This window comes from Brucella sp. TWI559 (genome assembly GCF_039674265.1).
Classification (GTDB): domain Bacteria; phylum Pseudomonadota; class Alphaproteobacteria; order Rhizobiales; family Rhizobiaceae; genus Brucella; species Brucella chromiisoli.
In genome coordinates, this window is record NZ_JBDJNE010000004.1 from 203,935 (window position 1) to 229,857 (window position 25,923).

Sequence of the window (25,923 nt, forward strand, 5' to 3'; positions counted from 1 at the left end):
ATTGACGCCCGGCCGGGAACTCTGTGCCGGGCGTTTGCTTGTCGCTCATTTAAACGTTAGACAGTTGAAGATTGACGTATCACGATGATGCGTTACGATTCGAAACGAACAAGAAGAAGCCCTGAAAGGCAGGAGATTTTGCATGGCTATGGACGCACATGAGATCGAAAAACTGATACGCGAAGGTATTCCTGGCGCAAAGGTGACGATCCGCGACCTTGCCGGAGATGGAGACCACTACGCTGCTGAAGTTGTTGCGGAAAGTTTCCGTGGCAAGTCACGCGTGCAGCAGCACCAGATGGTCTATGACGCACTTAAAGGCAATATGGGCGGCGTTCTTCATGCGCTCGCGCTCCAGACCAGCATACCAGAATAACACATCAGCGCCGCCCTTGATGCGCTTTCAGAAGGCAATATGTGGCGGCGCTATGTTACTGCGGCAAGATGTTGCCCCCAGAACAGCCTGTTTTCGCGCTAATTTGACTTGCTTTCACCTTTAGAGGGTGATTACCAAAGCTCAACTTACTATATTGGGGCAGAGCCTCTCCCTACGCGGGCCGGGACTTGAACCGGCATCCTGAAAGGAATTAAAATGACCGGAATCAACGATTTCATCGACAATGAAGTGAAGACCAACGATGTTGTGCTGTTCATGAAGGGCACACCAGGTTTCCCGCAATGTGGTTTTTCCGGTCAGGTCGTGCAGATCCTCGACTATCTTGGCGTCGATTATAAGGGTGTAAACGTTCTTGCATCCGACGAAATCCGTCAGGGCATCAAGGACTATTCCAGCTGGCCAACCATTCCTCAGCTCTATGTAAAGGGCGAGTTTATTGGCGGTTGCGACATCATCCGCGAAATGTTCCAGTCCAACGAATTGCAGACACTTTTTGCCGATAAGGGTATTGCTACCAAAGCCGCTTAAGGATTAATTATCCCCTCATACGGCTTTTAAAGCTCACCTTTTCTAAAAGGCGCCATGAAACGGCGCCTTTTCTATTGCCTGACGCATCGTCATGACAGGCATCTGTTTTATAAATTCCGACTGCTCCACCGGCGATCCTCTGACCGGTGTGCCGCTTATCGAGGACTACCCTAATGCCAACCGATATTCAGAAAAGCTCATTGGACCAACAGACGCCCGCGGGTGCACGTGGTGAATTTATTGCGCTTATTGCTGCAATCATGGCGATCAATGCGCTGGCAGTGGACATCATGTTGCCCGGTCTACCCCAAATCGGCACGAGTCTCGGTATTCTATCGGAAAATCATGCTCAATATGTCATCACGGCTTATCTGCTGGGCTTTGGCGTATCACAGCTGTTTTACGGTCCGCTCAGCGATCGCTATGGCAGAAGACTTCCACTTTTTGGCGGCCTGCTGATTTACATTCTGGCAGCACTCGGCGCGGCTTTTGCCACCGATTTCACGACGCTGATCGTGCTGCGTGTTTTGCAAGGCTTCGGCGCGGCAGCAACGCGTGTCATTGCCGTTTCGGTTGTGCGTGATCGTTTTGCAGGCCGTCAGATGGCTGAGGTCATGTCACTCGTGATGATGGTGTTCATGATCCTGCCGGTGATTGCGCCTGCAACCGGCCAGCTGATCATGCTGTTTGGTGAATGGCATCTGATATTCCTATCCATGGCGGTGATGGCTGCGATCGTTGCTATCTGGGCCTATATCCGCCTGCCGGAAACTTTGCCCGTCAACCACCGTCGCCCATTGACGCTGAAAAGCATCATCGGTGGCTTCGGCATTGTTTTGTCTAACCGCATAGCGCTTTTTTACATGTTGGGAACGTCATTCATCCTTGGTGCGCTGTTTGGCTACATCAACTCGGCGCAGCAGATCTTTGTCGATATTTACAATCTCGGCACAATGTTTCCGCTGGCCTTTGCAGCGGTGGCCATGACGCTCGCTCTTGCATCCTTTCTTAATTCACGTCTGGTCGGACGTTATGGGATGCGCCGCATTTCGCAGACGATGCTGCTGGTTTTTGTTGGCTTCAGCCTGCTTTGGGTCGTGCTTTCCCTTAGCCTGAGCGGACCGGTACCATTCTGGATGCTGATGATGATCTATATGACAATCATGTTCTCGTTCAGTTTGGTAACGTCGAATTTCAACGCGCTGGCAATGGAGCCACTCGGCGAAGTCGCTGGTACAGCGTCTTCTGTTCTCGGCTTTACACAGACCGTGATTGGTGCAGCGCTTGGAGCGATCATCGGTCAGGCATTTGACGGAACGACAACACCCGTTGCGGCAGGCTATTGTGTGCTGGGTTTTATCGCATTCATCTGTGTTTTGATTGCCGAACGCGGCAAGATGTTCAGGCAGCATAACAAGCCACTCTGACGAACCGTTGGAAAAGCCCGCCATTTGGCGGGCTTTTTTCATTCTGCAAAAAGGGCCGACTGAATTGCTTTCCAGCTTTCCTTGTCTGGCGCCACCAGAAGGCCGCCGCCTGTATGCGATGGCAGGTAATCGCTCTCATCCCAGCGCGCAAGATAACCGCCTGCTTCCTGATGGATGAGTGCGCCGGGCAAATGATCCCACGGCATCAACTTGTTGTAGCAAGCGAAATGCGCGCCACCCGTGGCGATGATACGATATTCGTGGGCCGCGCAACGATAGCCAATCTGCGACAAAAATTTCGTATGATTGCGCGCAAGGCGCGACCGAACTGGTTCAGCCGTATATTGCCAGGAAACCGATCCCGTCATCTGCGAAATATCCGCTGATGCTGCGACCTTCACAGGGCTCATTGAGCCATTGGCATAGCGGATATGGCTACCGCTGCCCTTTGAAGCGAGAATCCAGTCTTTACCGACAGGATCATAGATAATACCGGCAACCGTCTCGCCTTTGACAACAACGGCCAGCATCACGCCAAACAGCGGAACGCCTGAAGCGAAATTAAACGTACCGTCCACCGGATCAATAGTGAATGCGAGCTCTGCATCACCAAGACCATTGAGCAATGTTTCATCATCAGAACAGGCTTCTTCGCCAACAATCAGCGCATTGGGAAAGCGCGCCTTGAGACGTGCAGTGATAAAGCGTTCTGCATTCACGTCAGCTTCGGTAACGAGATCGGCAGCAGACGTTTTCTGGCGAATATCACCCTGCCCCAGTTGGCGGAAGCGTGGCATAATCTCAGCATTTGCGGCTTCGGCCAGAAGGTCTGCCAACCAATCAACCTGCTTTTCGTTAAACTGCACTGGTATTCTCCACGTCAGAACTGGTCATGAGACTTGCGAAATCAAACAATTTGCGATCCAGCAGATGGCTTGGGCGCACATTGGTCAGGGCGCGGATCATCGTGTCCTTGCGGCCCGGCATCCGCTTTTCAATATCGATCAACATTGCCTTCATCGCATTGCGCTGAAGCCCTTCCTGACTGCCGCAGAGATCGCACGGAATGATCGGGAACTGCATGGCTGTCGCAAATTTTTCCATGTCTTCTTCCGCCGCATAAGCAAGTGGACGGAACAACATCAAGTCGCCTTCATCATTAAGAAGCTTTGGCGGCATGGCGGCAAGTCGCCCGCCATGAAACAGATTCATAAAGAAGGTTTCGAGGATGTCTTCGCGGTGATGGCCGAGCACAATCGCCGAACAACCTTCTTCACGCGCAATGCGATAAAGATTGCCGCGGCGCAAACGCGAGCAAAGCGAGCAATAGGTGCTGTTTTCGGGCAGCTTTTGCGTGACGATCGAATAGGTGTCCTGATATTCAATGCGATGTTCGATGCCGTACCGGTTCAGGAAGTCCGGCAGAATATGCTTTGGGAAATTGGGCTGCCCCTGATCGAGGTTGACTGCCAGCAGCTCCACTGGCAACAGACCACGCCATTTGAGATCAAGCAGCAGTGCCAAGAGACCGTAGGAATCCTTGCCACCAGACAGACAAACCATCCAGCGCTCGCCGGGTTTAACCATTGCAAAATCTTCAATGGCCTGACGTGTCAGCCGCAGCAAACGCTTGCGCAGCTTGTTGAATTCAACGGAGGCAGGGACATCGCGGAAAAGCGGATGACAGCCATCAGTGCCGGAATCCTCCGCACTATTGGGATCGAAAGCGTTCATTATGCTTCCTGTACATGAGAGAAACAGATTAACGTCTACATACAGAAAAGCCGCCCTCGGGAAAACCGAGGGCGGCTATTTATTTTTGCTTTCACGCATTCCCCCACGCAAAACCGCTTCGCACTTTTGCTGGAAATGCTCTGAGCCAGAGGCTCAGAATTAACGCGAATAGAATTCGACGACGAGGTTTGGTTCCATCTGAACTGCGTATGGAACGTCAGCCAGGGTTGGAACGCGGGAGTAGGTCGCAACCATCTTGTTGTGATCAACTTCAACGTAGTCAGGAACATCGCGTTCAGCGAGCGCAACAGCTTCGAGAACGATGACGAGCTGCTTCGACTTTTCGCGAACTTCAACAACGTCACCAGCCTTGAGGCGGTAGGACTGAATGTTGACGCGGCGGCCGTTTACGTTAACGTGACCGTGGTTGATGAACTGACGTGCAGCAAAAATCGTTGAAACGAACTTTGCGCGGTACACGACAGCATCCAGACGCGATTCGAGCAGGCCGATGAGGTTTTCACCAGTATCGCCCTTGCGGCGAGCTGCTTCGTCATAGGTCTTGCGGAACTGTTTTTCCGAAATATCGCCGTAGAAGCCCTTGAGCTTCTGCTTTGCACGGAGCTGTACACCGTAGTCGGAAAGCTTGCCCTTACGGCGCTGACCGTGCTGGCCTGGGCCATATTCACGACGGTTTACAGGGGACTTCGGACGACCCCAAATGTTTTCGCCAAGGCGGCGATCAATTTTGTACTTAGCGGATTCGCGCTTGCTCATCGCATTTCCTTTAAAAAGTTGATGCGCCTTACGGCGCAGACAGGAAACGCGCCCTCCTCTGCCCCTGTTTTCCAGAGACTGACAGAATGAAGCGCGCAGCTGCGATCTTCATCCACGGGACACGTCAAATGAAACGCCGGAGCGATGAAGCTCCAGCGATGGCGGCTTGTAGTCATTAGCGTGTCATCTTGTCAAGGCTTGAGCCCGGATTTTAAGCCATTTGGCCATATATAACCGTGCGCCACGAAGCGTGAAGGAACGACAACTGCCTTATCGACATTAAACCGGGGTGCGTCATATCAAAAGAGGCAAACATGGCCGTTTCTTTCTCTTTCTTTCCCAAAGCAATAACGACCCTCCTCCTCGCATGTTCGATTACGTTGATTTGCGGCGGGAACTGGCCGGGGACTGGAACAGTAAATGCGCAAAATCTTATTGAACGCGCATTAAGCGGAAACACAAAGAAGACCACGCCTCAAAAACGCACCAAAAAGAAACGCAGCACCAGGCAGCAACGATCAAAGCCGCAGTCAGCGCCAGTCACTGTGATTCCAGTTCCCACGCCAGCGCCAGAACGAGAAGCGGTCGCGCCACGACGCGAAAAAGAGCCGGCCCAATCGGCAGAACCGGCTAAAAGCAATGTTGAAACACCAAGGCCAGAGAAAAACGAGCGCATCTATCAGGTTGCCTGCCCAGCCCTCATGCAAGGCGACGTGGAGGGAAAGCTCTCCCCACCGATCAATGATGGTCCTCAATGCAGCGCGCAGTCGCCGCTTTCGCTGACTGCAATTGGTAAAGCCCAGCCCCTGAAGTTCGCAAATCCTGTCACAACAAATTGCGCAATGGCTGTTACGCTTGCCAAATGGTCGGAGCATGTCAGAGAAGCCGCAAGCAAGGTCTATGGCAACGATGTGAAAGTCACAGAAGTTGGCACGGGGTCCGACTATCAGTGTCGCAATGTCAATGGTGCATCAGAGGGGCGCGTGTCCGAACATGCATTTGCCAATGCGCTCGACATCATGTCGTTTAAGTTTTCGGATGGTTCTGTGACCGAATTGAAAAGTGGCTGGAACGGATCGGAAAAGGAAAAAGCCTTTTGGCGTGCGGTTCATGATGCAAGCTGCAAACTTTTCATGACGGTAATCGGGCCTGAAGGGGACGCCGCGCACATCACAAACATGCATCTTGATCAGGGATGTCATGGAAAAACCTGTCTTGCCCGAATCTGCCAATAAGATATTCTGCACGCAGACAGCGAACATAAAAAATTCAAACTGCCTCACTAATATTATCTTCATTATCGATTTTGCTAACCGCCAATTGGTGCGGTAGCTTTTCCAAGGAAGCAAATCATGAAATCGACCAAGATCATACTTTCCGCAATTTTCGCTTTCGGCGTAGTCGGCGCCGCCCATGCCGACAGTGTTCCGAAGCGTTCAAAAGATTTTACTGCCAATTATCAGACACTTGTCAAGGATCAGCAGGCGTCACCACAGGTGGCTGACTGCGTTGCAAGTGCTTATGATTATGTTAAAAAGAGCAAGAAATATGATCGTCTTGGTTTTACAAAAGATGATATTTCCGCGGCAACAACAAACGACAAATCTGCGAAATTCAGCACAAAAGATGCACGTAAAGTTTCTGCCGTCATTTCCGTACCCGGCGAAGCACGGCGCAAAACTGGCGGCACGCAATGGGACACGATAACCTTGCGCTGCGGAATTAGCGGCGGCAAGCTCAAAGCCATCGAATTTGTACCCGCAAACGGCGCGAAGTAAGCGCTTAACAGATCATAGAAGAAGAGCAGCTGATGAGGAGTCAGCTGCTTTTTTTGTCTGAGACGTGCTCGGGAAGACCTTTGTGTTTGGTCTCGGCAAACTCTTCGAGCTCTTTCTCCGTCATTGTTTCATACATTTCTTTTGAGGCGCCAAAGAGTTCACTCTTGTCGATCTCGCCGCGCTTTGCGGCAAGTGCAGCACCCGCTGCTTTTTGCTGTGCTTTTGATTTTGCAGGCATGTTTCATTCTCCTTTGTTGAAACGAGTAACGAGCATTCCGGCATCCGGTTCGTTTGGCTCTGGCCCCATTTATTAAAGGGGGCTTGAGCCTAATCTTCTGCAGCGGCATCAAAACGCCGACGGGCATCGCGCATTTGTTCCCGGTTTTCGACAGCCCACTGCCCCAGCACATCAATCGGCACAGCAAGTGAATGTCCAAGTTCGGTCAGGGAATAATTCACTTCCGGCGGCGACGTTGGGCGCACATGACGCGCCACAAGGCCATCGCGCTCAAGTGAACGCAGCGTCACGGTCAGCATTCTTTGTGAAATACCCTCCACAGATCGGCGCAATGCATTAAACCGCATTGATCCCATTTGCAGATTAAAAATAACGAGAATGCTCCACGTATCGCCCACCCGGTCGAGCACTTCACGAATGGGGCAAAGCCCCTTTCCATCGGGCTCCGATTGAAAAGCAGCCGTCGATGATAGAAGCGGTGTTCCGTTATCCGGTTGGGTCGTGATTTTCATTTTACTTCCCTAAGTGGCCTTGTCGGGCATGCAGTTACCTCCATGTACCCTAATCATGAAAAAGTGCGTTCTTCACAAGGTTTATCATATCAACTACATAGTTACTATAAAGAACCTGATTATTAAATATTACTTCAGTGACTGATTTGAAAGGAACATGAAATGGCTAAAATCGCACTCATCGGCGCTACCGGCTTTGTCGGCGCTGCAATCCTCAAGGAAGCACAATCGCGCGGTCACAGCGTCACAGCACTTGTCCGCCATACAGATAAGGTTGCGAGACTCGACAATGTTACCGCTGTAAAGGCCGACGTATTCGACACGGATGCGCTCGCCAAGCAAATTGCAGGCAATGACGTGATTATTTCAGCCTTTAATCCCGGCTGGACAGACAGCAATATCCGCGAAAACCACATCAAGGGCAGCCGTTCCATCAACGAAGCTGCCAAGAAAGCAGGCGTGAAGCGTCTCATCGCAGTTGGCGGCGCCGGAAGTCTGGAAATCAACGGCCATCAGCTGGTGGATTCGCCGGATTTTCCCGCCGAGTGGAAAGAAGGCGCGCTTGGCGCACGCCAGGCACTCGATGAACTGCGTGAAGAAAAAGACCTCGACTGGACCTTTGTTTCGCCCGCAATCATTCTTCAACCCGGCGAACGCACCGGCAAATATCGTCTTGGCGCAGACGAGCCAGTCTTTGATGACAAAGGCGAAAGCAAAATCTCGGTTGAAGATCTGGCCGTGGCGATTGTCGATGAAGCAGAACAGGGCAAACATATCGGCAAGCGTTTCACTGCTGCTTACTAAAAACATGGAAAAAACCGGCCAATTCTAATTGGCCGGTTTTTAGAGCATTTCCTGTTTTGTTTGAATCGCTGGAAATGCTCTATATTTTTTACGCATTATCCCACGCAAAACCGCTTCGCACTTTTGCTGGAAATGCTCTGTTTGTTGTCACGCATTATCCCACGCAAAACCGCTTCGCACTTTTGCTGGAAATGCTCTAGACCAGCTCGACGTCAACAACGCCCGGAATAGCTTTCATGGCACTCGCAATCTGTGGACTGACGCGATAGCGGTGTGGAAGTTCGATCTCCACTTCACGCTGCCCCTCTTCCTTGATTACGATCAGGCTTACCTGTCCATCGCCGCGCGTGTTAAAATGCGGAACGATACTTTTCACTGCTTCAGCCGAGCGTAGATAAAGCCGCAATGCCTTTTGCATTGCGCAAGCCCGATCCTCCAGCGATTGCACGGTCTGGATGCGAAGCCCGATACCCTCCGGGCGATTTTCTGCGGCAACCGTAATAACGACAGACTTACCGCTTTCCAGAAGATCACGATATTGCGCAAGACCTTCCGAGAAAAGGACCGCTTCAAACTGGCCAGTGGCATCGGACAACTGCACAATGCCCATCTTATTGCCTGTGCGGGTCTTGCGCTCCTGCCGTGTCGTCACCGTACCCGCCAGACGCCCGGCATTTGCGCCGCGCTTGACTGCTGCCGAGAAATCAGCCCAGCTCTGTACACGCATGCGATCAAGCACCTGACGGTATTCGTCAAGCGGGTGCGCAGAAAGATAAAAGCCAACCGCCTGAAACTCGCGATGCAGCTTTTCCGAAGGCAACCAAGGGGCTGCCTGCGGAAGGATCAGGGTTTCCTTGGGCGCGCCGGAAAGACCGAAAATATCCGATTGACCGCTGGCCGCATTTTCCTGTGTGCGTTGGGCAAACCCCATGATGCGGTCCATGCCAGCACTCATCGCCGCACGGTCGCGACCGAAACAATCGAGAGCGCCTGCATTGATCAGGCTTTCCGTCACACGGCGATTGACAATTTTCGGATCAATCCGCTCAAAGAAATCTTCAAGGCTTTCAAACGGCTTTTCGGCCCGTACACTGACGATATGATCAACGGCGGCTTCACCAACACCTTTGATTGCGGCAAGCGAGTAGAAGATCTTCTTCTCGCCAACTTCGAAGGGACGAAAAGACGTCATGACCGATGGCGTCACCACATCGATCCCCAGACGATTTGCATCGCGGCGGAAATCATTCAGCTTATCGGCGTTCGACATATCATATGTCATTGAAGCGGCGAGAAACTCGACCGGATAATGCGCCTTCATGTAGGCGGTCTGATAAGATACAATCGCATAAGCAGCCGCGTGCGACTTGTTGAAGCCATAGTCGGCGAACTTGGCCAACAGGTCGAAAATCATATTCGCCTGCGCCTTGTCGACACCGCCTTCAATGGCACCGTCCACGAAGCGGACGCGCTGCTTGTCCATTTCTTCGCGGATTTTCTTACCCATGGCGCGGCGCAAAAGATCAGCTTCACCGAGCGAGTAGCCCGAAAGAACCTGCGCGATCTGCATCACCTGTTCCTGATAAACGATAACGCCCTGCGTTTCTTTGATCAGGTCATCAATCTTTGGGTGGATGGAGGCAATCTCCTCCTCACCGTTCTTGCGCGCGTTATAGGTCGGAATGTTTTCCATCGGCCCCGGACGATAAAGCGCCACGAGCGCAATAATATCCTCAATGCGGTCCGGGCGCATGCCGAGCAGCGCCTTTCGCATTCCGGCACTTTCCACCTGAAACACGCCGACCGTTTCGCCACGCGAAAGCATTTCATAAGTCAGTTGGTCATCCAAGGGCAAGCGCGACAGGTCAATCTCAATGCCTTTACGCGCAACAAGCTTCACTGCCGTCTCAAGAACCGTAAGCGTTTTCAGACCAAGAAAGTCGAACTTGACCAGACCGGCCTGTTCGACCCATTTCATATTAAACTGTGTGACCGGCATATCCGAGCGCGGATCGCGATACATCGGCACCAGTTCAGACAATGGGCGATCACCGATAACGATACCGGCTGCGTGCGTCGAGGCGTGGCGATAAAGCCCTTCAAGCTTGAGCGCCATATCGAGAAGACGGCCGACAACCGGCTCTTTCTCACGTTCCTCATTAATCTTGGGTTCTGTTTCAATGGCCTGCGCCAGAGACACCGGATTGGCCGGATTCTGCGGCACAAGCTTGCAGAGACGGTCGACCTGCCCGTAAGGCATTTCGAGAACGCGACCCACATCACGCAACACAGCGCGCGCCTGAAGTGTTCCGAAAGTTATGATCTGTGCGACCTGATCGCGACCGTACTTTCCCTGCACATAGCGAATGACTTCTTCGCGCCGATCCTGACAGAAATCGATATCGAAGTCTGGCATCGATACGCGGTCAGGATTGAGGAAGCGCTCAAACAGCAGCGAAAAGCGCAACGGATCAACATCAGTAATCGTCAATGCATAAGCGACGAGAGAGCCCGCACCCGAACCACGACCGGGGCCAACAGGGATCCCCTGCTGCTTGGCCCATTTGATAAAGTCCGCAACAATGAGGAAGTAGCCGGGGAACTTCATACGCGTGATAATGCCGATCTCATAATCGAGACGCTCGGCATATTGTTCTTGCGTATACCCTTCAGCAAGCCCGGCTGTTTCCAGCCGCATCTTCAAACCTTCGCGCGCCTGTCGCGCCAGTTCTTCGGCCTCCGCCTGAACTGCGGCTTCGGGATCGTCGGATTCACCCGTGAAACGCGGCAGGATTGGCGCTCGTGTCTGGGTGAACCAGCTGCAACGTTCCGCAATTTCAATCGTGTTTTCGAGCGCTTCCGGCAAGTCCGCGAACAGTGCCGCCATTTCTGCGCGGCTTTTCAAGTGGTGGTCCGGCGTCAGACGACGGCGATCATCATTTGAAATAATTTGTCCTTCGGCGATGGCGAGCAGCGCATCATGCGCTTCAAAATCCTCTGCCTTAAGGAAGAAAGCTTCATTGGTCGCAACGAGTGGCAATTCCATTGCATAAGCAAGTTCAACGGTCTTCGCCTCAAGCGCACGATCATAACCTGCCTGCCGCTGCAACTCGACATAAAGCCGGTCACCGAATGCTTCTTTCAGAAAAGCCAAACGGCTTTCTGCACGATCCGGGCGATCAGCGGCAAAAGCGCGTCCGATTGGTCCAAGAGGGCCACCGGAGAGAACAATCACATCTTCTGACAGGCCAGCCAGCCACCCAGCATCGACATGCACAGGGTCGCCCGAAGGCGTGTCGAGAAATGCACGGCTGACGAGCCGGACAATATTCGCATAACCTTCCTCGGTCGAAGCGAGGAAAACCAAGGGTGCCAAGTCGAGAACCAGACGGCGATTGGCACTGCGACTGTTATCATTGTGATCGCCGAATGCAACATCGAGCTGGCAACCGATGATCGGCTGCAAACCATCCTTAGATGCCTTCTGGGCGAACTCCAAAGCACCAAACAGATTGTTGGTGTCAGTTATCGCGATGGCCGGTGCCTGATCGGCAATCGCCTGTTTGATGATCTTGCCAACAGGCAAGGCGCCTTCAAGCAAGGAATAAGCAGAATGCACTCGCAGATGAACGAAACGAGGTGACGTCATATCCTCGCCCGCGCGCATGCTTGCTGTATCATTCATATTCATTCCCCGATCTTTGCAGAGCTGACTGCGCGGCAACACCATGATAGCGAAATCATGTTTTCAGCGCCATCCGAGTGCTGCTCACGATATGAGATTTGCACAGGGTAACGGGCGACTCTTATCGCCCATCGTCACACTTTCGGGGAATACGGTAACGATGTCCAGAGTGAGCGCCGTTACTATCAGCGAGGTTCACAGAAGAACCCGCTTTGCGCTTTCAGATTGCACTCACCCATATGGCGAAGGTCGCAACGAAAAGGCTGATGGAGACGAAAGACAAAACGTCGTAGACGAGATCGGTCATTGGAATAACTCCTCTTTGTTCACGTATGTTTATTGTTTGTTCCATTTCTGTTCCAAAGTCAACACCCATGTAAGTGATCGCGTGTATTTAAGGTTTATGAAAAATAAACATGCAAACGCCGGCGGCATGGCCACCGGCGCTCTATAGGGCGATTGAACGAAAAGCTTAGAGCGACGTCAAAGCGCTCTCAAAGATCGACGACTTTGCCGTCTTTCAACGTCACACGACGATCCATCCGACGCGCCAGCTCGTGATTATGCGTCGCAATCATCGCAGCCAGTCCCGACTGCCGCACCAGTGCTTCCAGCGCACCAAAAACATAAGAGGATGTTGTCGGGTCAAGATTGCCGGTTGGCTCATCGGCCAGCAATACCAGAGGTGCATTGGCAACTGCGCGCGCAATGGCAACGCGCTGCTGCTCGCCGCCCGACAGCTCCGATGGGCGATGCGAAGCACGTTTGCCGATCTTCATATAGTCGAGCAGCTGCTGCGCGCGAACGGACGCTGCCTTTTGTGGCAGGCCACGGATCATCTGTGGCATCATCACGTTTTCAAGTGCCGTGAACTCCGGCAGAAGATGATGGAACTGATAAACAAAGCCAACATCGTTGCGGCGAACGGCTGTGCGCTCATCCTCTGAAAGGGCACTGCAGGAGCGGCCATCGAGAAAAACATCACCCGCATCCGGGCGCTCCAGCAAACCGGCCGTATGCAGCAATGTCGATTTACCAGCACCAGACGGGGCAACCAGTGCAACCATCTCGCCACGATGCAGTGTAAAACTCGCATCTTTCAGGATGACCAGTTCGCGATCAGCTTCCTTATAGGCGCGGCTGACATTTTCCAGACGCAGAATAACTTCAGCCGCCATTATTCGTACCTCAATGCTTCGACCGGATCGAGTTTAGCAGCGCGCCAGGCCGGAAAAATGGTGGCAATAAAGGAAAGGATCAGAGCCATAGCTATGACGGAAACCGTTTCGCCGACATCCATCTTGGCCGGAAGCGTGCTCAGGAAATAGAGCTCTGGATTAAACAGGGTCGTGCCGGAAAGCCAAGAGAAAAACTCGCGCAGACGTTCGACGTTGAGGCACACAACCACGCCTAAAACCACGCCTGCAAACGTACCCGTGACACCAATGGCTGCGCCTGTCATAAGGAATATTCGCATGATAGCCCCACGTGTGGCGCCCATGGTTCGAAGGATCGCGATGTCACGGCCCTTATCCTTCACCAGCATGATCAGGCCGGAAATGATATTAAGGGCTGCGACGAGCACGATCAGCGTCAGGATCATGAACATGACATTGCGCTCGACCTGCAAAGCCGAGAAGAAGGTCTGGTTGCGCTGGCGCCAATCGACCATGGAAATCTGACGAGCCGCAACTTCCTCGACCGGTGCGCGCATCGCATCCACCTTGTCAGGATTATCGACAAAGATTTCAAGCGACTGCACTTTGCCTTCCTGATTAAAGAAAAGCTGGGCTTCTGAAAGCGGCATCATGACAATCGACGCGTCATATTCCGACATGCCAATTTCGAAGATTGCAACGATAGGATAGGCTTTAACGCGCGGATTGACGCCAAACGGTGTCACATCACCATCGGGTGAGATAACGCGGAGCGTATCACCGACAGAAAGACCAAGATTTTCAGCCATACGCGTGCCAATGGCCACGCCTCCGCTTTGATCAAAGCCTTTCAGGGTGCCTTGTTTGATATTGTCCGAAACAAGCTTGAGCTTGTCGAGGTCTTCTTCACGAAGCCCCCGAACCAGAGCACCGGTGCCTGCGCCAATATTGCCCTGCACCAAAGCCTGACCTTCAATCACCGGAATGGCAAATTTTACGCCGGAAATACCGTCTATACGTGTAATCAGGCTCGCATAGTCATCCAGCGGCCGATCTATCGGCTGCATGATGAGATGGCCATTAATACCGAGAATTCGATTGAGCAGCTCGGCGCGAAAACCGTTCATCACCGCCATGACGATAATGAGTGTTGCAACACCGAGCATGATGCCCGTGAAAGAGAAACCGGCAATGACCGAAATAAACGTCTCGCGGCGGCGCGCTCGCAAATAGCGCCATGCGATCATCCGCTCATAAGCGGAGAAAGGACCTGAAGAAGGCGCCTTGTTAGGCACCTTCTGCTTGCCGTCATATTTTGCTGCCGCCGCATTGCTCATGGTTATGCCGTCAAAAGGTTGATTGCTGCCTCAATGGTGAGGTTTTGACGCTCACCAGTCTTGCGATCCTTGACTTCAACTTCACCGGCAGCAACGCCACGCGGACCAACAATCACCTGATAAGGCAGACCAATCAGATCCATCGTTGCAAACTTCGATCCCGCACGATTATCCGTGTCGTCAAGCAGTGGATCAAGACCGGCATTGGTGAAGGCAGTATAGAGCTTTTCGCTCACGCCATCGCAAGCCTCATCACCGGGCTTCATGTTGACAATGCCAACACCGAAAGGCGCAATTGCCTTGGGCCAGATGATACCAGCTTCGTCGTGGAAAGCTTCGATTGCCGCTGCAACCAGACGCGAAGGACCAATGCCGTAAGACCCCATCGATACAGCGTGTTCCTTGCCATCAGGCCCCTGCACTTTTGCGCCCATCGGCTCAGAATACTTCGTGCCGAAATGGAAGATGTGGCCGACTTCAATACCGCGCGCTGAAACCTGATCATCAGCTTTTACAGCTGCCCATTCAGCCTCGTCGTGCATCTCGTCGGTTGCTGCATAAGGCGTTGTCCAGCGCTTGACGATATCGGTCAGTTGCTCATCGTTACGGAAATCCGTATCTGCGCCCGGAACAGCCAGTTCAAGATATGCCTTATCGCAATAAACCTGGCTTTCGCCGGTTTCAGCGAGAATGATGAATTCGTGGCTGAGATCGCCGCCAATCGGGCCGGTATCGGCACGCATTGGGATCGCCTGAAGACCAACACGCGCAAATGTACGCAGGTACGACACGAACATGCGGTAATAAGCCATTTTCGCGCCCTCGTAATCGAGGTCGAACGAATAGGCGTCTTTCATAAGAAACTCACGCGAGCGCATCACGCCAAAACGCGGACGCACCTCATCGCGGAACTTCCACTGGATGTGATAGAGGTTCAGCGGCAGATCCTTGTAGGAGCGCACATAAGAACGGAAAATATCCGTGACCATTTCTTCATTGGTCGGACCAAAGAGCATTTCGCGCTCCTGCCGGTCCTGAATGCGCAGCATTTCCTTGCCATATGCATCGTAACGACCGCTTTCGCGCCAAAGATCGGCGGACTGGATCGTCGGCATCAGAATTTCGTTGGCACCTGCACGGTTCTGCTCTTCACGAATGATGTTGCAGACCTTGTTGAGCACTTTCAGGCCAAGCGGGAGCCATGAATAAATGCCTGCCGACTGCTGACGGATCATGCCCGCACGCAACATCAACCTGTGAGAGACAATTTCTGCCTCTTTTGGGTTTTCCTTCAGAATGGGCAAAAAATACTGCGACAGACGCATCGTGACCACCGATCAAGAGAGAGATTGCCTGAATAGCAACCGACTGTGTGTAGAATCAGGCAAAAATTAAGCAAACTTGCTGGCTTCATAACGGGTTATACCGCTATTGAAAACCCGCCTCCCCGTGCTTTGATCAGAAGGTTTTTTCCCATCCACAGCCATCACCGCCAGAATGACGAAAAAGATCATTTAAGAAAGGCGCCGAGATTCATTTTAAATTTCAATGTATTATGCATATCGCACACGAGAGGCGGCAAAATTGCGAAGGAAATATGACATCACAAAAGATTTTTGGTGACAAAAGCTATGCAGTCCGCTATTTTTTTCATCAATAAGCATAACAACGGAGCTAACCGTTGTTTCACGCGGTCAAAGTCTTGGGAGGATGGATCCAGGCGCGTTAATTCGCAGCCGCCTGTAATACGGAAACGGATCGAACGCGTATTCGACTAGCAAGGCGAAAGCCTTGCTTTTTTTTTGGCTTTGCCGTGCCTTCAAGAGAAAAAGCTCTCACCAGGCAAAATAAGCCTTTGATATTTTTCAGTTTTTTAATGCAAAGCGCAGCGTCACAGGCAAGCTTTCCAAAGCTCAGAGCATTTGCTGTTTTGAGTGGATCATTGGAAATGCTGTCTCAATTTTTATCACGCATTGTCTTGCGCGAAGCCGTTACGCGCTTTCGCTGGAAAGGCACTAAATTTCTTTCTTTTCAAGCCGTTATAACGGATTGATACATTTTAGATTCAACGCATGATCTTGACGCGAGCGACAAAAATGCCGCCTCAAAAAATAGCGCCTAAAAAATAGGCACTATGTCTTGCAGCGCTTCATTTATCGAGAAACAGAATGTCCGATTTTACTTCAGATCGGGAAAAAAATGCGGAATATCATCAAGGCTGAAGCCCTGAACCTGCGTCAGGTAATAATAGATGCAGAAGATCGCGGTGGCGACAAACGTGGTACGCAGAAATGCAAGTCCGATGCGTGGTTTGGCTGGCGCGCTCGCGACCGTTCCCAATGTCACGTCATTTTCTTCCGCCTGCGTGCGCAATCCAACCGGTAAGAGCGCAAATAGTGTTATCCACCAGAAGATAAAATACATCGCGATACCGGAAACAATCGTCATCTCATGCCTCTTCAAGCTCGATCAAAGTGCTATTGAAGTCTTTGGGATGCAAAAACAGCACCGGCTTGCCATGGGCGCCAATCTTTGGCTCACCATTACCGAGAATGCGTGCCCCTTGCGCCTTGAGATGATCGCGTGCGGCTAAAATATCGTCAACTTCATAGCAAAGATGATGCATTCCGCCCGAAGGGTTCTTTTCCAGAAAACTCGCAATGGGCGATCCCTCTCCCAACGGTTCCAGCAATTCGATCTTGGTGTTCCCCACATCAATAAAGACCACCGTCACCCCGTGCTCAGGCAAAGCTTGCGGCGCGGTCACGTTCGCACCAAGCTGTCCTGTGTAAAGCGCAGAGGCGGACTTTATATCTGGAACCACGATTGCGACATGGTTCAGGCGTTTGAGCATCTATCTTCCTCCTCCGAAAACAGAGCTACTTTATCCGGTTGATGAAGACTGTCACCACCGGCTTTTTGCCCCATGCTTCATTTGTCGCAGCACGAACCGCACGGCGAACCGATTCACGGACCACTTCAAGATCCTTGCGGCGCGCCCGTGGAATGCTGTCGATCGCTTCGATTGCCGCATCAAGCAGAATATCTTCGATCAAATCGCCCTGCCTGTCTTCTTCAGGCAGGCCAAAGGCAACCAGATCGGGCTCATCCATGATCTTGAAATCACGGTCGAGCAGCACAGAAACAGCGACATGGCCGACATAAGCGAGCTTGCGCCGCTCAACCATGCCGATTTCGTCTTCGTCGCCGATCAGCTTGCCGTCCTTATAGATACGGCCAACAGGTGCTTCATCGATGATTTCTGCTTTGCCTGGTGCCAGGCGCAACATGTCGCCATCGCGCACTTGTGCAATCTCTTCAATGCCCTCCATAGCACCGAGCGACCCTTGCGCGACAAGATGCGCTGCCTCGCCATGAACGGGCACGAGAATCTTCGGACGCACCCAAGAATACATGCGCCTTAGCTCACTGCGGCGCGGGTGGCCGGAAACATGCACAAGCGCATCATCATCACTGATCAGCTTAATGCCCTGATCAATGAGCTTGTTCTTGATGTCGAGAATAGCCTTTTCATTGCCCGGAATCGGGCGCGATGAGAAAATAACCGTGTCGCCTGCCGACAACGCGATGCTGCGCATTTCATCACGCGCAAGCTTGGCCAGCGCTGCACGTGGCTCTCCCTGGCTGCCCGTCAGGATCATTACGACATTTTCGCGCGGGATATAGCCGTAATCATCTTCGCTGAGGAACTCCGGCAAGCCTTCCATATAGCCAAGCTCGGTCGCAACCGCGATTGTGCGCTTCATCGAACGACCGACCACCAGCACCTGACGACCAGCATCGCGCGCTGCTTCTGTTATGGAGCGGATACGGCCAACGTTGGATGAGAACGTTGTAATCGCCACGCGACCACGCGCGCCTTCAATAAGCTCGCGCAAGCTTTCACCGACCTGTCGCTCAGACGGTGATTCACCATCGCGCATCGCATTGGTGGAATCGCAGATCAACGCCAAAACGCCCTGATCGCCGATTGCACGGAAACGTGCTTCGTCAATCAACGGTCCCATGGATGGATCAGGGTCCATCTTCCAGTCGCCCGTGTGAATGACTGTACCAAGCGGTGTGGTGATGGCGAGCGAAACAGGCTCTGGAATCGAGTGCGTAACCGCAATCGCTTCTATCTTGAAGGAACCAACCTCAAAGGTCTCACCCGCTTTGAATATGTTGACCGGAATTTCCGGTGCACCAGATTCCGACTGACGCTTGGCTTCCAGCAAGCCTGCCGTAAACGGCGTGGCATAAACAGGCGCCTTCAGACGCGGCCAAAGATCAAGCAAGGCGCCATAATGGTCTTCATGCGCATGGGTAATGATAATGCCGCGCAGATTATGCTTCTCAGCTTCGAGAAAGCGAATGTCTGGCAGGATCAGATCCGCGCCCGGATGCTCCGGGCCAGCAAAGCTTACGCCCATGTCGACCACGATCCATTCGCGTTTGTCCTCAGGACCAAAGCCATACATGGCAAGGTTCATGCCGATTTCGCCGACACCGCCAAGCGGCAGGAAGACAAATTGCGTCGATAGTGAGCGGGGCATAATGCCTCCCTGTTCTTTACTTAGAATTTATTATGCCCCTGTTGAACCGCCTGCCGATAGTTTGCAAGCCCGGAACAACCCGCACAGCGTTCAATTGTGCACAATTATTCAATCAGGAAACGGGTTTAACAGAGGCTGCCGTTCCAAAATAGACGTCCCCGGCAGTTACCGGCACACGTGTACCGTCATCTTCGCGGATAACAAGGCGGCAGTCCGAATCGATGGTTTCAAAAACACCTTCAACAATACGGCCATTCAACTGCATCATAACGGGCTGGCCCAGCCCATGCGCGCGCTTGAGCCAGCGCAGACGGATTTCATTCAGCCCTCGCCCAGCATTCCATATTGAATGATAATGACACCATGCATCCGAAAGTGCCAAAAACAATGTCGCTGCATCGACCTGACTGCCAAGTTCACGCAAGGATGTCGCGGGGTAAGGCAAGCCTTGCGGAGAGGCGACAACATTTGTGCCCATGCCCACCGCAAGACCAAAACGACCGTGAGAAAGCAGCGTCGATTCAAGGAGAATACCGGAGAGTTTTGCGCCATCAACCAGCACGTCATTGGGCCATTTGAGCGCAACAGTCACGCGCGAAGCCACAGCTTCCGGCAAAACCGCATCAACGGCATCAGCAAGCGCAAGTCCTGCAACAAAGCCAAGCGTGGCTGCAATTTTCGGATCAAAGCGATCGACGAGAAGAAGCGTTGCTGCAAGATTGCCTTCGGGAGCAGTCCATGTACGGCCCCGGCGCCCTCGTCCGCTTTCCTGTTTCGGAGACACGAACCAGAGGCGCCCGGCATCGCCGGCAGTTGCCCGATCAAGCGCCTCTGCATTGGTTGAACCAACGACGGGAAAAAACTCCAGCCGATAGTTGTCTGCTAAAGCCGCAGGTGCCAGCGTGAAACCATTGCCATCACCTGCGGCCTTATTGATAGTCATGCTCAGAAGAAAGTCTTTGCTGCAGTTTCAGCAAGACCGCCAAGCCAGCCGCCAATCAGTGCATAGAAGAGAACAAATGCACCTGAAACAAGCAGCACGAGACGCAGCTCAATTGCTGCCGGAACGAAAGTCGTCACCGGCTCATCGAACCACATGATCTTGATCATGCGCAGATAGTAGAACGCACCAACAACCGAAGCGACAATACCGATGATCGCCAGCGGATAGAGGCCCACTTCAACGGCTGCAACAAAGGTGTACCACTTACCGAAGAAGCCAGCGAGCGGCGGAATACCTGCAAGCGAGAACAGCATGATCGTCATGATAAAGGCCATAAGCGGATTGCTGCGCGACAGACCTGCGAGATCGTCAATCTGTTCAACATTGCCGTCCTTTGTCCGCATGGACAGGATGAAGGCAAAGCTGCCGAGCGTCATGACGAGATAAATCGCCATGTAAAGTGCGACGCCACGCACGCCGACAACGGTACCCGCAGCCAGACCAACAAGGGCATAGCCCATGTGGCTGATCGAGGAATAAGCCATCAGGCGCTTGATGTTGCGCTGACCGATTGCAGCAAAAGCGCCCAGCACCATCGAAGCGATTGCAACGAAGGTAATGATCTGCTGCCAGTCATGGGTAACAGGAGCGAAAGCGCCTTCAGCAACGCGAACGATCAGCGCCATTGCTGCCATTTTTGGAGCAGCGGCAAAGAATGCGGTTACGGGTGTCGGTGAACCTTCATAAACATCCGGCGTCCACATATGGAATGGAACGGCGGAAATCTTGAAGCAGAGACCTGCAAGGATAAACACCAGACCGAAGACCAGACCAAGCTGACGTTCGCCGCCGGTGATTGCGTTTGCGATTTCGGCAAAACCGATATGACCGGTGTAACCGTAAACAAGGCTGATACCATAGAGCAACATGCCCGACGAAAGTGCACCAAGCACGAAGTACTTGAGGCCCGCTTCAGTCGAACGAACGCTATCACGGTTGAAGGCTGCCAGCACATAAAGTGCCAAAGACTGCAATTCGAGGCCCATATAGAGTGTGAGCATGTTCGATGCCGACACCATGATGAGCATGCCGAGTGTTGCCAGCACGATCAGAACCGGGAATTCGAACTTATCGAACTTGTCTTCACGCGCAAAGCCAACAGACATGATCAGCGCCACGATGGAGCCGATCAGTGTCAGCACCTTCATGAAACGTGCGAAAGCATCACTCACAAAGGCACCGCCAAAGGCGCTGCCATTGTGCGGGAAGATAACGACAAGAGCGAGTGCTGCAATCAGAACGGCAACAGCAAGCCCATTGACGAGAGTGGAGGCGCGCTCTCCGGAGAACACGCCGATCATGAGCAATGCCAGTCCGCTCAGCGCGAGGAGAACCTCGGGAGCTGCGAGAGACAGGGAAGCAATCAGGTCGGTTTGCATCAAGCCTACGCCTTTACTTACTGCGCCAGCGTAGCGCTAGCGGCATTTGCCAGCGCTGCGTCATAATTGGTAACCAGTGCATGCACAGCGCTTGCGGTCACATCGAAGACCGGCACCGGATACACACCGAAGAAAATGGTAAGGATCACAAGCGGATACAGGATCAGCTTTTCACGCGGGCTGAGGTCGAGAAGGCCCTTGAGGCTTTCCTTTGTCAGCGCACCAAACACCACGTTGCGATAGAGCCACAGCGCATAGGCTGCCGACAGGATCACACCCGATGTTGCGAACAGTGCTACCCACGTATTGACGCGGAAGACACCGAACAGCGTGAGAAATTCACCGATAAAGCCAGACGTACCCGGAAGACCGACATTCGCCATCGTCAGGATGAGGAAGGCCACGGCATATTTCGGCATATTGTTGACGAGACCGCCAAAAGCCGAAATTTCACGGGTATGCATGCGATCATAGATTACGCCCACGCAAAGGAAGAGCGCGCTCGCGACGATGCCATGCGAGAGCATCTGGAAGATTGCACCCTGCACGCCCTGCTCGTTGGCTGCAAAGATACCCATGGTGACATAGCCCATGTGCGCAACCGACGAATATGCGATCAGTTTCTTGATGTCTTCCTGTACCAAGGCGACGAGCGAGGTGTAGATGATCGCAATCGCAGACAGGGCAAAAATGAACGGAGCGAAATCAGCGGATGCCAGCGGGAACATCGGCAACGAGAAGCGCAGGAAGCCGTAGCCACCAAGCTTCAGAAGAATACCCGCCAGAATAACCGAACCTGCTGTCGGCGCTTCAACGTGCGCATCCGGCAACCAGGTGTGAACCGGCCACATTGGCATCTTCACTGCGAAAGACGCGAAGAATGCCAGCCATAACCACGTCTGCATGCCTGCCGGAAAATCGTACTTCAGCAATTCGACCACATTGAGTGTACCGGCCTGCCAGTACATTGCCATGATCGCGATCAGCATCAACACGGAGCCGAGCAGCGTATAGAGGAAGAACTTGAAGCTTGCATAAACGCGGCGCTTGCCACCCCAGACACCAATGATGATGAACATCGGGATAAGGCTTGCTTCAAAGAATACATAGAAAAGGAACAGATCCAGCGCGCAGAACACGCCGATCATGAGCGTTTCCAGAATAAGAAACGCGATCATGTATTCCTTGACACGCTTTTCGATCGCAAACCAGCTTGCCAGCACGCAGAACGGCATAAGGAAAGCTGACAGCACGACAAACAGCATCGAAATACCGTCGACGCCCATGTGGTAGGAAATGCCACCACCAAGCCAGTCAACCTGTTCGACCATCTGGAAGCCCGGATTTGAATTATCAAATCCGGCCCAGATAACCAGAGAGAGAATGAAAACGAAAACCGTGGTTAGCAGCGCAACATTCTTGATGTTGCGACGCGAGGCTTCGCTGTCATCCTTGATGAGAAGGATCAACAAGGCGCCGACGAGCGGCAGGAATGTGACCGTAGAAAGAATTGGCCAATCGGTCATCAGAAAGAGCTCCCGAGCATCATCCAGGTGACGAGCGCGGCGACGCCGATAAGCATCGCGAATGCGTAGTGATAAAGGTAACCCGACTGCATCTTCACAACGCGACCTGTAACATCAAGGACACGTGCAGCGACACCATTAGGACCATACCCGTCAATAATCTTGCCGTCGCCAACCTTCCAGAAGAAGCGGCCAAGCCAACGTGCAGGACGGACAAAAATGAAGTCATAAAGTTCGTCGAAGTACCACTTATTGAGAAGGAACTGGTACAGACCGCGGTGACGCTCTGCGAGTGCCTTCGGAATGTGTGGCGCACGGATATAGAAGACCCATGCCGTTACCAAACCGATCAGCATAGCGATGAACGGCGACAGCTTAACCCACAGCGGAACATGATGATAATGTTCCAGGATTTCGTTGCCTGGCAGTGTGAAGAGCGCACCCTTCCAGAACTCGGCATAATCGTGGCCGAAGAAATATTCCTTGAAAACGACACCGGCAAACAGCGCGCCAACAGCAAGGATCATCAGTGGCACAAGCATGACAGGTGGGGATTCATGCACATGATGCATGACTTCAGCGGAAGCGCGTGGCTTGCCAAAGAAGGTCATGAAAATCAGACGCCATGAATAGAAGCTCGTGAACAGAGCTGCAACCACCAGAAGCGTGAAGGCATAACCCGAAGCAAGGCTGTGCGATGCAAAGACCGACTCGATGATGGCGTCTTTCGAGAAGAAGCCAGCCGTACCGATAATCGTGCCCGGAACACCCAGACCCGTAATTGCAACAGTACCGATCATCATCATCCAGTAAGTGACCGGGATCAGCTTACGCAGACCACCCATGCGACGCATATCCTGTTCGTCAGAAACGGCATGGATAACCGAGCCTGCGCAAAGGAACAGAAGCGCTTTGAAGAAAGCGTGCGTAAAAAGGTGGAAGACAGCTGCACCGTAAGCGCCGACACCCAGAGCCGCAAACATGTAACCAAGCTGCGAACAGGTCGAGTAAGCGATAACGCGCTTGATGTCGTTCTGCACAAGCGCAACGGTTGCGGCAAAGAATGCCGTCGTTGCACCGATGATCGTGATGATCAGAAGAGCCGTGTGCGAGAGTTCAAAGATTGGCGACATACGCGCAACCAGGAACACGCCCGCGGTCACCATGGTTGCCGCATGAATAAGTGCGGAAACAGGTGTCGGGCCTTCCATCGCGTCAGGAAGCCAGGTGTGCAGCAGGAACTGCGCCGACTTACCCATCGCGCCCATGAAAAGCAGCAGGCAGACAACGGTGAGTGCTGTTTCCTTGTGCAGTTCATAGCCGAGGAAATTCAGAACAACAGCACCAGCATCCGCTGAACCTTCAGCTGGCAGATAGTTCGCAGCAGCCGCGAAAATTGTGTTGTAATCGACAGACTGGAACAGCGCAAACAGTCCAAAGATACCCAGAAGGAAGCCAAAGTCACCAACGCGGTTGACCACGAATGCCTTCATTGCAGCGGCATTTGCCGAAGGCTTCTGGAACCAGAAACCGATGAGAAGGTAAGATGCAAGACCCACACCTTCCCAGCCGAAGAACATCTGGATCAGGTTGTCCGACGTTACCAGCATGAGCATGGCAAAGGTGAAAAGCGACAGATAGGCAAAAAAGCGCGGACGATGTGGATCGTGGTGCATGTATCCGATCGAATAGATATGCACCAGTGCTGACACCGAATTGACCACGACGAGCATGACACCGGTCAGCGTATCAATACGCAAAGCCCAGTCAAAAGACAACGAACCGGATGTAACCCAATGAAGAACCGGGATACGCACCGTTTCGGCATCGACGCCGAGCGGGATCTTGAAAAAGACGACCCAAGACAGGATCGCAACGATCACCATCAGGCCGGAAGTAATGTATTCACTCGCTTTGGCACCAATCTTGTTGCCGAAGAGACCAGCAACAAGAAAGCCAATAAGCGGAAGGAAGACGATCGCGTTATAGAGCATTTGCCCGTCAACCTTTCATAACATTGACGTCTTCCACCGCGATAGAACCGCGATTACGGAAGAAAACAACGAGGATTGCCAGACCGATAGCTGCTTCAGCAGCCGCAACAGTCAGAACGAAAAGCGCGAAAACCTGTCCGACCATATCGCCTAGTACAGATGAAAACGCCACGAAGTTGAGATTGACCGAAAGAAGGATCAATTCGACAGACATCAGGATAACGATGACGTTCTTGCGGTTTAAGAAAATACCGAAAACGCCAAGGGTGAACAGGATGGCCGAAACGGTCAGATAATGAGCAATACCGATTTCCATATTCTTTTCCTCAGATGCCCTTGCCCGGTTCGACCTTCTTGATCTCGATCGCCGTCTCAGGCGTACGAGCAACCTGATCCGGGATCGACTGGCGCTTAACATTCGGCTTATGCCGCAGCGTCAGAACGATCGCACCGATCATGGCGACGAGAAGGACCAATCCTGCAATCTGGAAGTTGAAAACGTAGTCGGTGTAAAGAATGTCACCGAGGGCTGCTGTGTTGGTGCGTTCAGCAATATCCGGGATCGGCACAGCGCCCTGACCCAGCTTTGGTGAGAACACCGAACCCGCAAATACAACAATCAGCTCGCCCAGCAAAATGAGACCGACCAGAGCGCCAACCGGCGCATATTGCAGTGCGCCGCGCTTCAATTCGGAGAAGTCAACATCCAGCATCATGACGACGAAGAGGAAGAGAACCGCCACAGCACCGACATAAACGACGAGCAGGATCATGGCGAGGAACTCGGCCCCCGTCAGCAGGAACAGCGCCGCCGCATTGAAGAAAGCGAGGATCAGAAACAGCACCGAATGCACGGGGTTGCGTGCCGCAATCACCATGAACGCACTTGCGATCATGATAAAGGCGAACAGATAGAAGAACGCTGCCGCAATACCTGTCAGCATGGGGATCCCCCAACACCTTTCCGTGGACAAAGCCCTATTGCTTCATCCGCTTTAGTCTTTGTTTGCCGCGAATAATCGCGAAACTTAAATTCCAGCAACAAGACGGGCCGCCCCTTCCTGTTGCCGCTTTCCAAACCGGATGCTGAA

General features: G+C 52.7%; 24 protein-coding genes. 6 read left to right on the plus strand and 18 right to left on the minus strand.

The window, feature by feature from the left end; translation table 11 throughout:
* The first annotated feature begins 142 nt into the window (after nucleotides 1-142).
* The 3 genes from ABE530_RS08100 (at nucleotide 143) to ABE530_RS08110 (ending at nucleotide 2,352) form a co-directional block, all read left to right on the plus strand.
* Nucleotides 143-376: a BolA/IbaG family iron-sulfur metabolism protein gene (locus tag ABE530_RS08100; RefSeq protein WP_134153339.1), complete on the plus strand. Its 234-nt coding sequence runs from the start codon at nucleotides 143-145 to the stop codon at nucleotides 374-376.
* Nucleotides 377-592: 216 nt separating this feature from the next.
* On the plus strand, nucleotides 593-925 hold the full coding sequence (grxD, locus tag ABE530_RS08105; protein ID WP_265983582.1) for a Grx4 family monothiol glutaredoxin: 333 nt from the start codon (nucleotides 593-595) through the stop codon (nucleotides 923-925).
* Between the two features lie 173 nt (nucleotides 926-1,098).
* The gene (locus ABE530_RS08110) at nucleotides 1,099-2,352 is read left to right on the plus strand and encodes a multidrug effflux MFS transporter (protein ID WP_265983580.1); all 1,254 of its coding nucleotides are present in this window, start codon (nucleotides 1,099-1,101) and stop codon (nucleotides 2,350-2,352) included.
* Nucleotides 2,353-2,390: 38 nt separating this feature from the next.
* Here ABE530_RS08110 and ABE530_RS08115 read toward each other — a convergent pair whose 3' ends face one another.
* The 3 genes from ABE530_RS08115 to rpsD all read right to left on the minus strand — a co-directional run bounded on the left by ABE530_RS08115 (nucleotide 2,391) and on the right by rpsD (nucleotide 4,863).
* Complete coding sequence (locus ABE530_RS08115; protein ID WP_499694194.1) at nucleotides 2,391-3,218, minus strand: inositol monophosphatase family protein; 828 nt, start codon at nucleotides 3,216-3,218, stop codon at nucleotides 2,391-2,393.
* Nucleotides 3,208-4,086, minus strand: a complete 879-nt coding sequence (gene ttcA, locus ABE530_RS08120; RefSeq protein ID WP_499694195.1) for a tRNA 2-thiocytidine(32) synthetase TtcA — start codon at nucleotides 4,084-4,086, stop codon at nucleotides 3,208-3,210. The genes ABE530_RS08115 and ttcA overlap by 11 nt, the downstream gene beginning before the upstream one ends.
* A gap of 159 nt (nucleotides 4,087-4,245) precedes the next feature.
* Nucleotides 4,246-4,863, minus strand: a complete 618-nt coding sequence (rpsD, locus tag ABE530_RS08125) for a 30S ribosomal protein S4 (RefSeq protein WP_499694196.1) — start codon at nucleotides 4,861-4,863, stop codon at nucleotides 4,246-4,248.
* Nucleotides 4,864-5,177: 314 nt separating this feature from the next.
* Here rpsD and ABE530_RS08130 point away from each other — a divergent pair, with 314 nt between their 5' ends.
* Together ABE530_RS08130 and bspC are read left to right on the plus strand one after the other, a co-directional pair.
* Entirely contained in the window at nucleotides 5,178-6,098 is a 921-nt protein-coding gene (locus tag ABE530_RS08130; RefSeq protein ID WP_499694197.1) for an extensin-like domain-containing protein, read from the plus strand.
* A 117-nt stretch (nucleotides 6,099-6,215) separates the two neighbouring features.
* Complete coding sequence (gene bspC / locus ABE530_RS08135; protein WP_499694198.1) at nucleotides 6,216-6,641, plus strand: type IV secretion system effector BspC; 426 nt, start codon at nucleotides 6,216-6,218, stop codon at nucleotides 6,639-6,641.
* Nucleotides 6,642-6,681: 40 nt separating this feature from the next.
* On the opposite strand, the gene ABE530_RS08140 is transcribed toward bspC, so the two are convergent.
* Together ABE530_RS08140 and ABE530_RS08145 are read right to left on the minus strand one after the other, a co-directional pair.
* Entirely contained in the window at nucleotides 6,682-6,879 is a 198-nt protein-coding gene (locus tag ABE530_RS08140) for a DUF3008 family protein (RefSeq protein ID WP_499694199.1), read from the minus strand.
* A gap of 89 nt (nucleotides 6,880-6,968) precedes the next feature.
* Nucleotides 6,969-7,391, minus strand: coding sequence for a winged helix-turn-helix transcriptional regulator (locus tag ABE530_RS08145; RefSeq protein WP_265983572.1), 423 nt, complete (start codon nucleotides 7,389-7,391; stop codon nucleotides 6,969-6,971).
* 162 nt (nucleotides 7,392-7,553) lie between these two features.
* On the opposite strand from ABE530_RS08145, the gene ABE530_RS08150 reads away from it, so the two are divergent.
* Nucleotides 7,554-8,195 carry an NAD(P)-dependent oxidoreductase gene (locus ABE530_RS08150; RefSeq protein ID WP_499694200.1) on the plus strand — a complete coding sequence of 214 codons (642 nt, stop codon included), beginning with the start codon at nucleotides 7,554-7,556 and terminating at the stop codon, nucleotides 8,193-8,195.
* Nucleotides 8,196-8,391: 196 nt separating this feature from the next.
* Here ABE530_RS08150 and dnaE read toward each other — a convergent pair whose 3' ends face one another.
* From dnaE to ABE530_RS08215, 13 genes are all read right to left on the minus strand, one after another.
* The gene (dnaE, locus tag ABE530_RS08155; RefSeq protein WP_265983569.1) at nucleotides 8,392-11,880 is read right to left on the minus strand and encodes a DNA polymerase III subunit alpha; all 3,489 of its coding nucleotides are present in this window, start codon (nucleotides 11,878-11,880) and stop codon (nucleotides 8,392-8,394) included.
* Between the two features lie 494 nt (nucleotides 11,881-12,374).
* On the minus strand, nucleotides 12,375-13,058 hold the full coding sequence (locus tag ABE530_RS08160; protein WP_265983566.1) for an ABC transporter ATP-binding protein: 684 nt from the start codon (nucleotides 13,056-13,058) through the stop codon (nucleotides 12,375-12,377).
* Nucleotides 13,058-14,374 (minus strand): lipoprotein-releasing ABC transporter permease subunit, encoded by a 1,317-nt coding sequence (locus ABE530_RS08165; RefSeq protein WP_499694201.1) that lies wholly within the window; start codon nucleotides 14,372-14,374, stop codon nucleotides 13,058-13,060. Before ABE530_RS08165 ends, ABE530_RS08160 begins: the two co-directional genes overlap by 1 nt.
* Nucleotides 14,375-14,376: 2 nt before the next feature.
* Nucleotides 14,377-15,699: a proline--tRNA ligase gene (proS, locus tag ABE530_RS08170; protein ID WP_265983562.1), complete on the minus strand. Its 1,323-nt coding sequence runs from the start codon at nucleotides 15,697-15,699 to the stop codon at nucleotides 14,377-14,379.
* A gap of 853 nt (nucleotides 15,700-16,552) precedes the next feature.
* Nucleotides 16,553-16,822, minus strand: a complete 270-nt coding sequence (locus ABE530_RS08175; RefSeq protein WP_265983560.1) for a DUF1467 family protein — start codon at nucleotides 16,820-16,822, stop codon at nucleotides 16,553-16,555.
* Between the two features lies 1 nt (nucleotide 16,823).
* On the minus strand, nucleotides 16,824-17,228 hold the full coding sequence (gene mce / locus ABE530_RS08180) for a methylmalonyl-CoA epimerase (RefSeq protein ID WP_499694202.1): 405 nt from the start codon (nucleotides 17,226-17,228) through the stop codon (nucleotides 16,824-16,826).
* 25 nt (nucleotides 17,229-17,253) lie between these two features.
* Entirely contained in the window at nucleotides 17,254-18,930 is a 1,677-nt protein-coding gene (locus tag ABE530_RS08185; protein WP_499694203.1) for a ribonuclease J, read from the minus strand.
* A 112-nt stretch (nucleotides 18,931-19,042) separates the two neighbouring features.
* Nucleotides 19,043-19,873 carry a biotin--[acetyl-CoA-carboxylase] ligase gene (locus ABE530_RS08190; RefSeq protein WP_499694204.1) on the minus strand — a complete coding sequence of 277 codons (831 nt, stop codon included), beginning with the start codon at nucleotides 19,871-19,873 and terminating at the stop codon, nucleotides 19,043-19,045.
* Nucleotides 19,874-19,875: 2 nt separating this feature from the next.
* Nucleotides 19,876-21,312, minus strand: a complete 1,437-nt coding sequence (nuoN, locus tag ABE530_RS08195) for an NADH-quinone oxidoreductase subunit NuoN (protein ID WP_265983554.1) — start codon at nucleotides 21,310-21,312, stop codon at nucleotides 19,876-19,878.
* A gap of 17 nt (nucleotides 21,313-21,329) precedes the next feature.
* Complete coding sequence (locus tag ABE530_RS08200; RefSeq protein ID WP_265983553.1) at nucleotides 21,330-22,838, minus strand: NADH-quinone oxidoreductase subunit M; 1,509 nt, start codon at nucleotides 22,836-22,838, stop codon at nucleotides 21,330-21,332.
* On the minus strand, nucleotides 22,838-24,832 hold the full coding sequence (gene nuoL, locus ABE530_RS08205; protein ID WP_499694205.1) for an NADH-quinone oxidoreductase subunit L: 1,995 nt from the start codon (nucleotides 24,830-24,832) through the stop codon (nucleotides 22,838-22,840). The genes ABE530_RS08200 and nuoL overlap by 1 nt, the downstream gene beginning before the upstream one ends.
* Before the next feature lie 7 nt (nucleotides 24,833-24,839).
* On the minus strand, nucleotides 24,840-25,148 hold the full coding sequence (gene nuoK / locus ABE530_RS08210) for an NADH-quinone oxidoreductase subunit NuoK (RefSeq protein WP_140905091.1): 309 nt from the start codon (nucleotides 25,146-25,148) through the stop codon (nucleotides 24,840-24,842).
* A gap of 10 nt (nucleotides 25,149-25,158) precedes the next feature.
* Entirely contained in the window at nucleotides 25,159-25,776 is a 618-nt protein-coding gene (locus ABE530_RS08215; protein WP_265983549.1) for an NADH-quinone oxidoreductase subunit J, read from the minus strand.
* Between the last annotated feature and the right edge of the window lie 147 nt (nucleotides 25,777-25,923).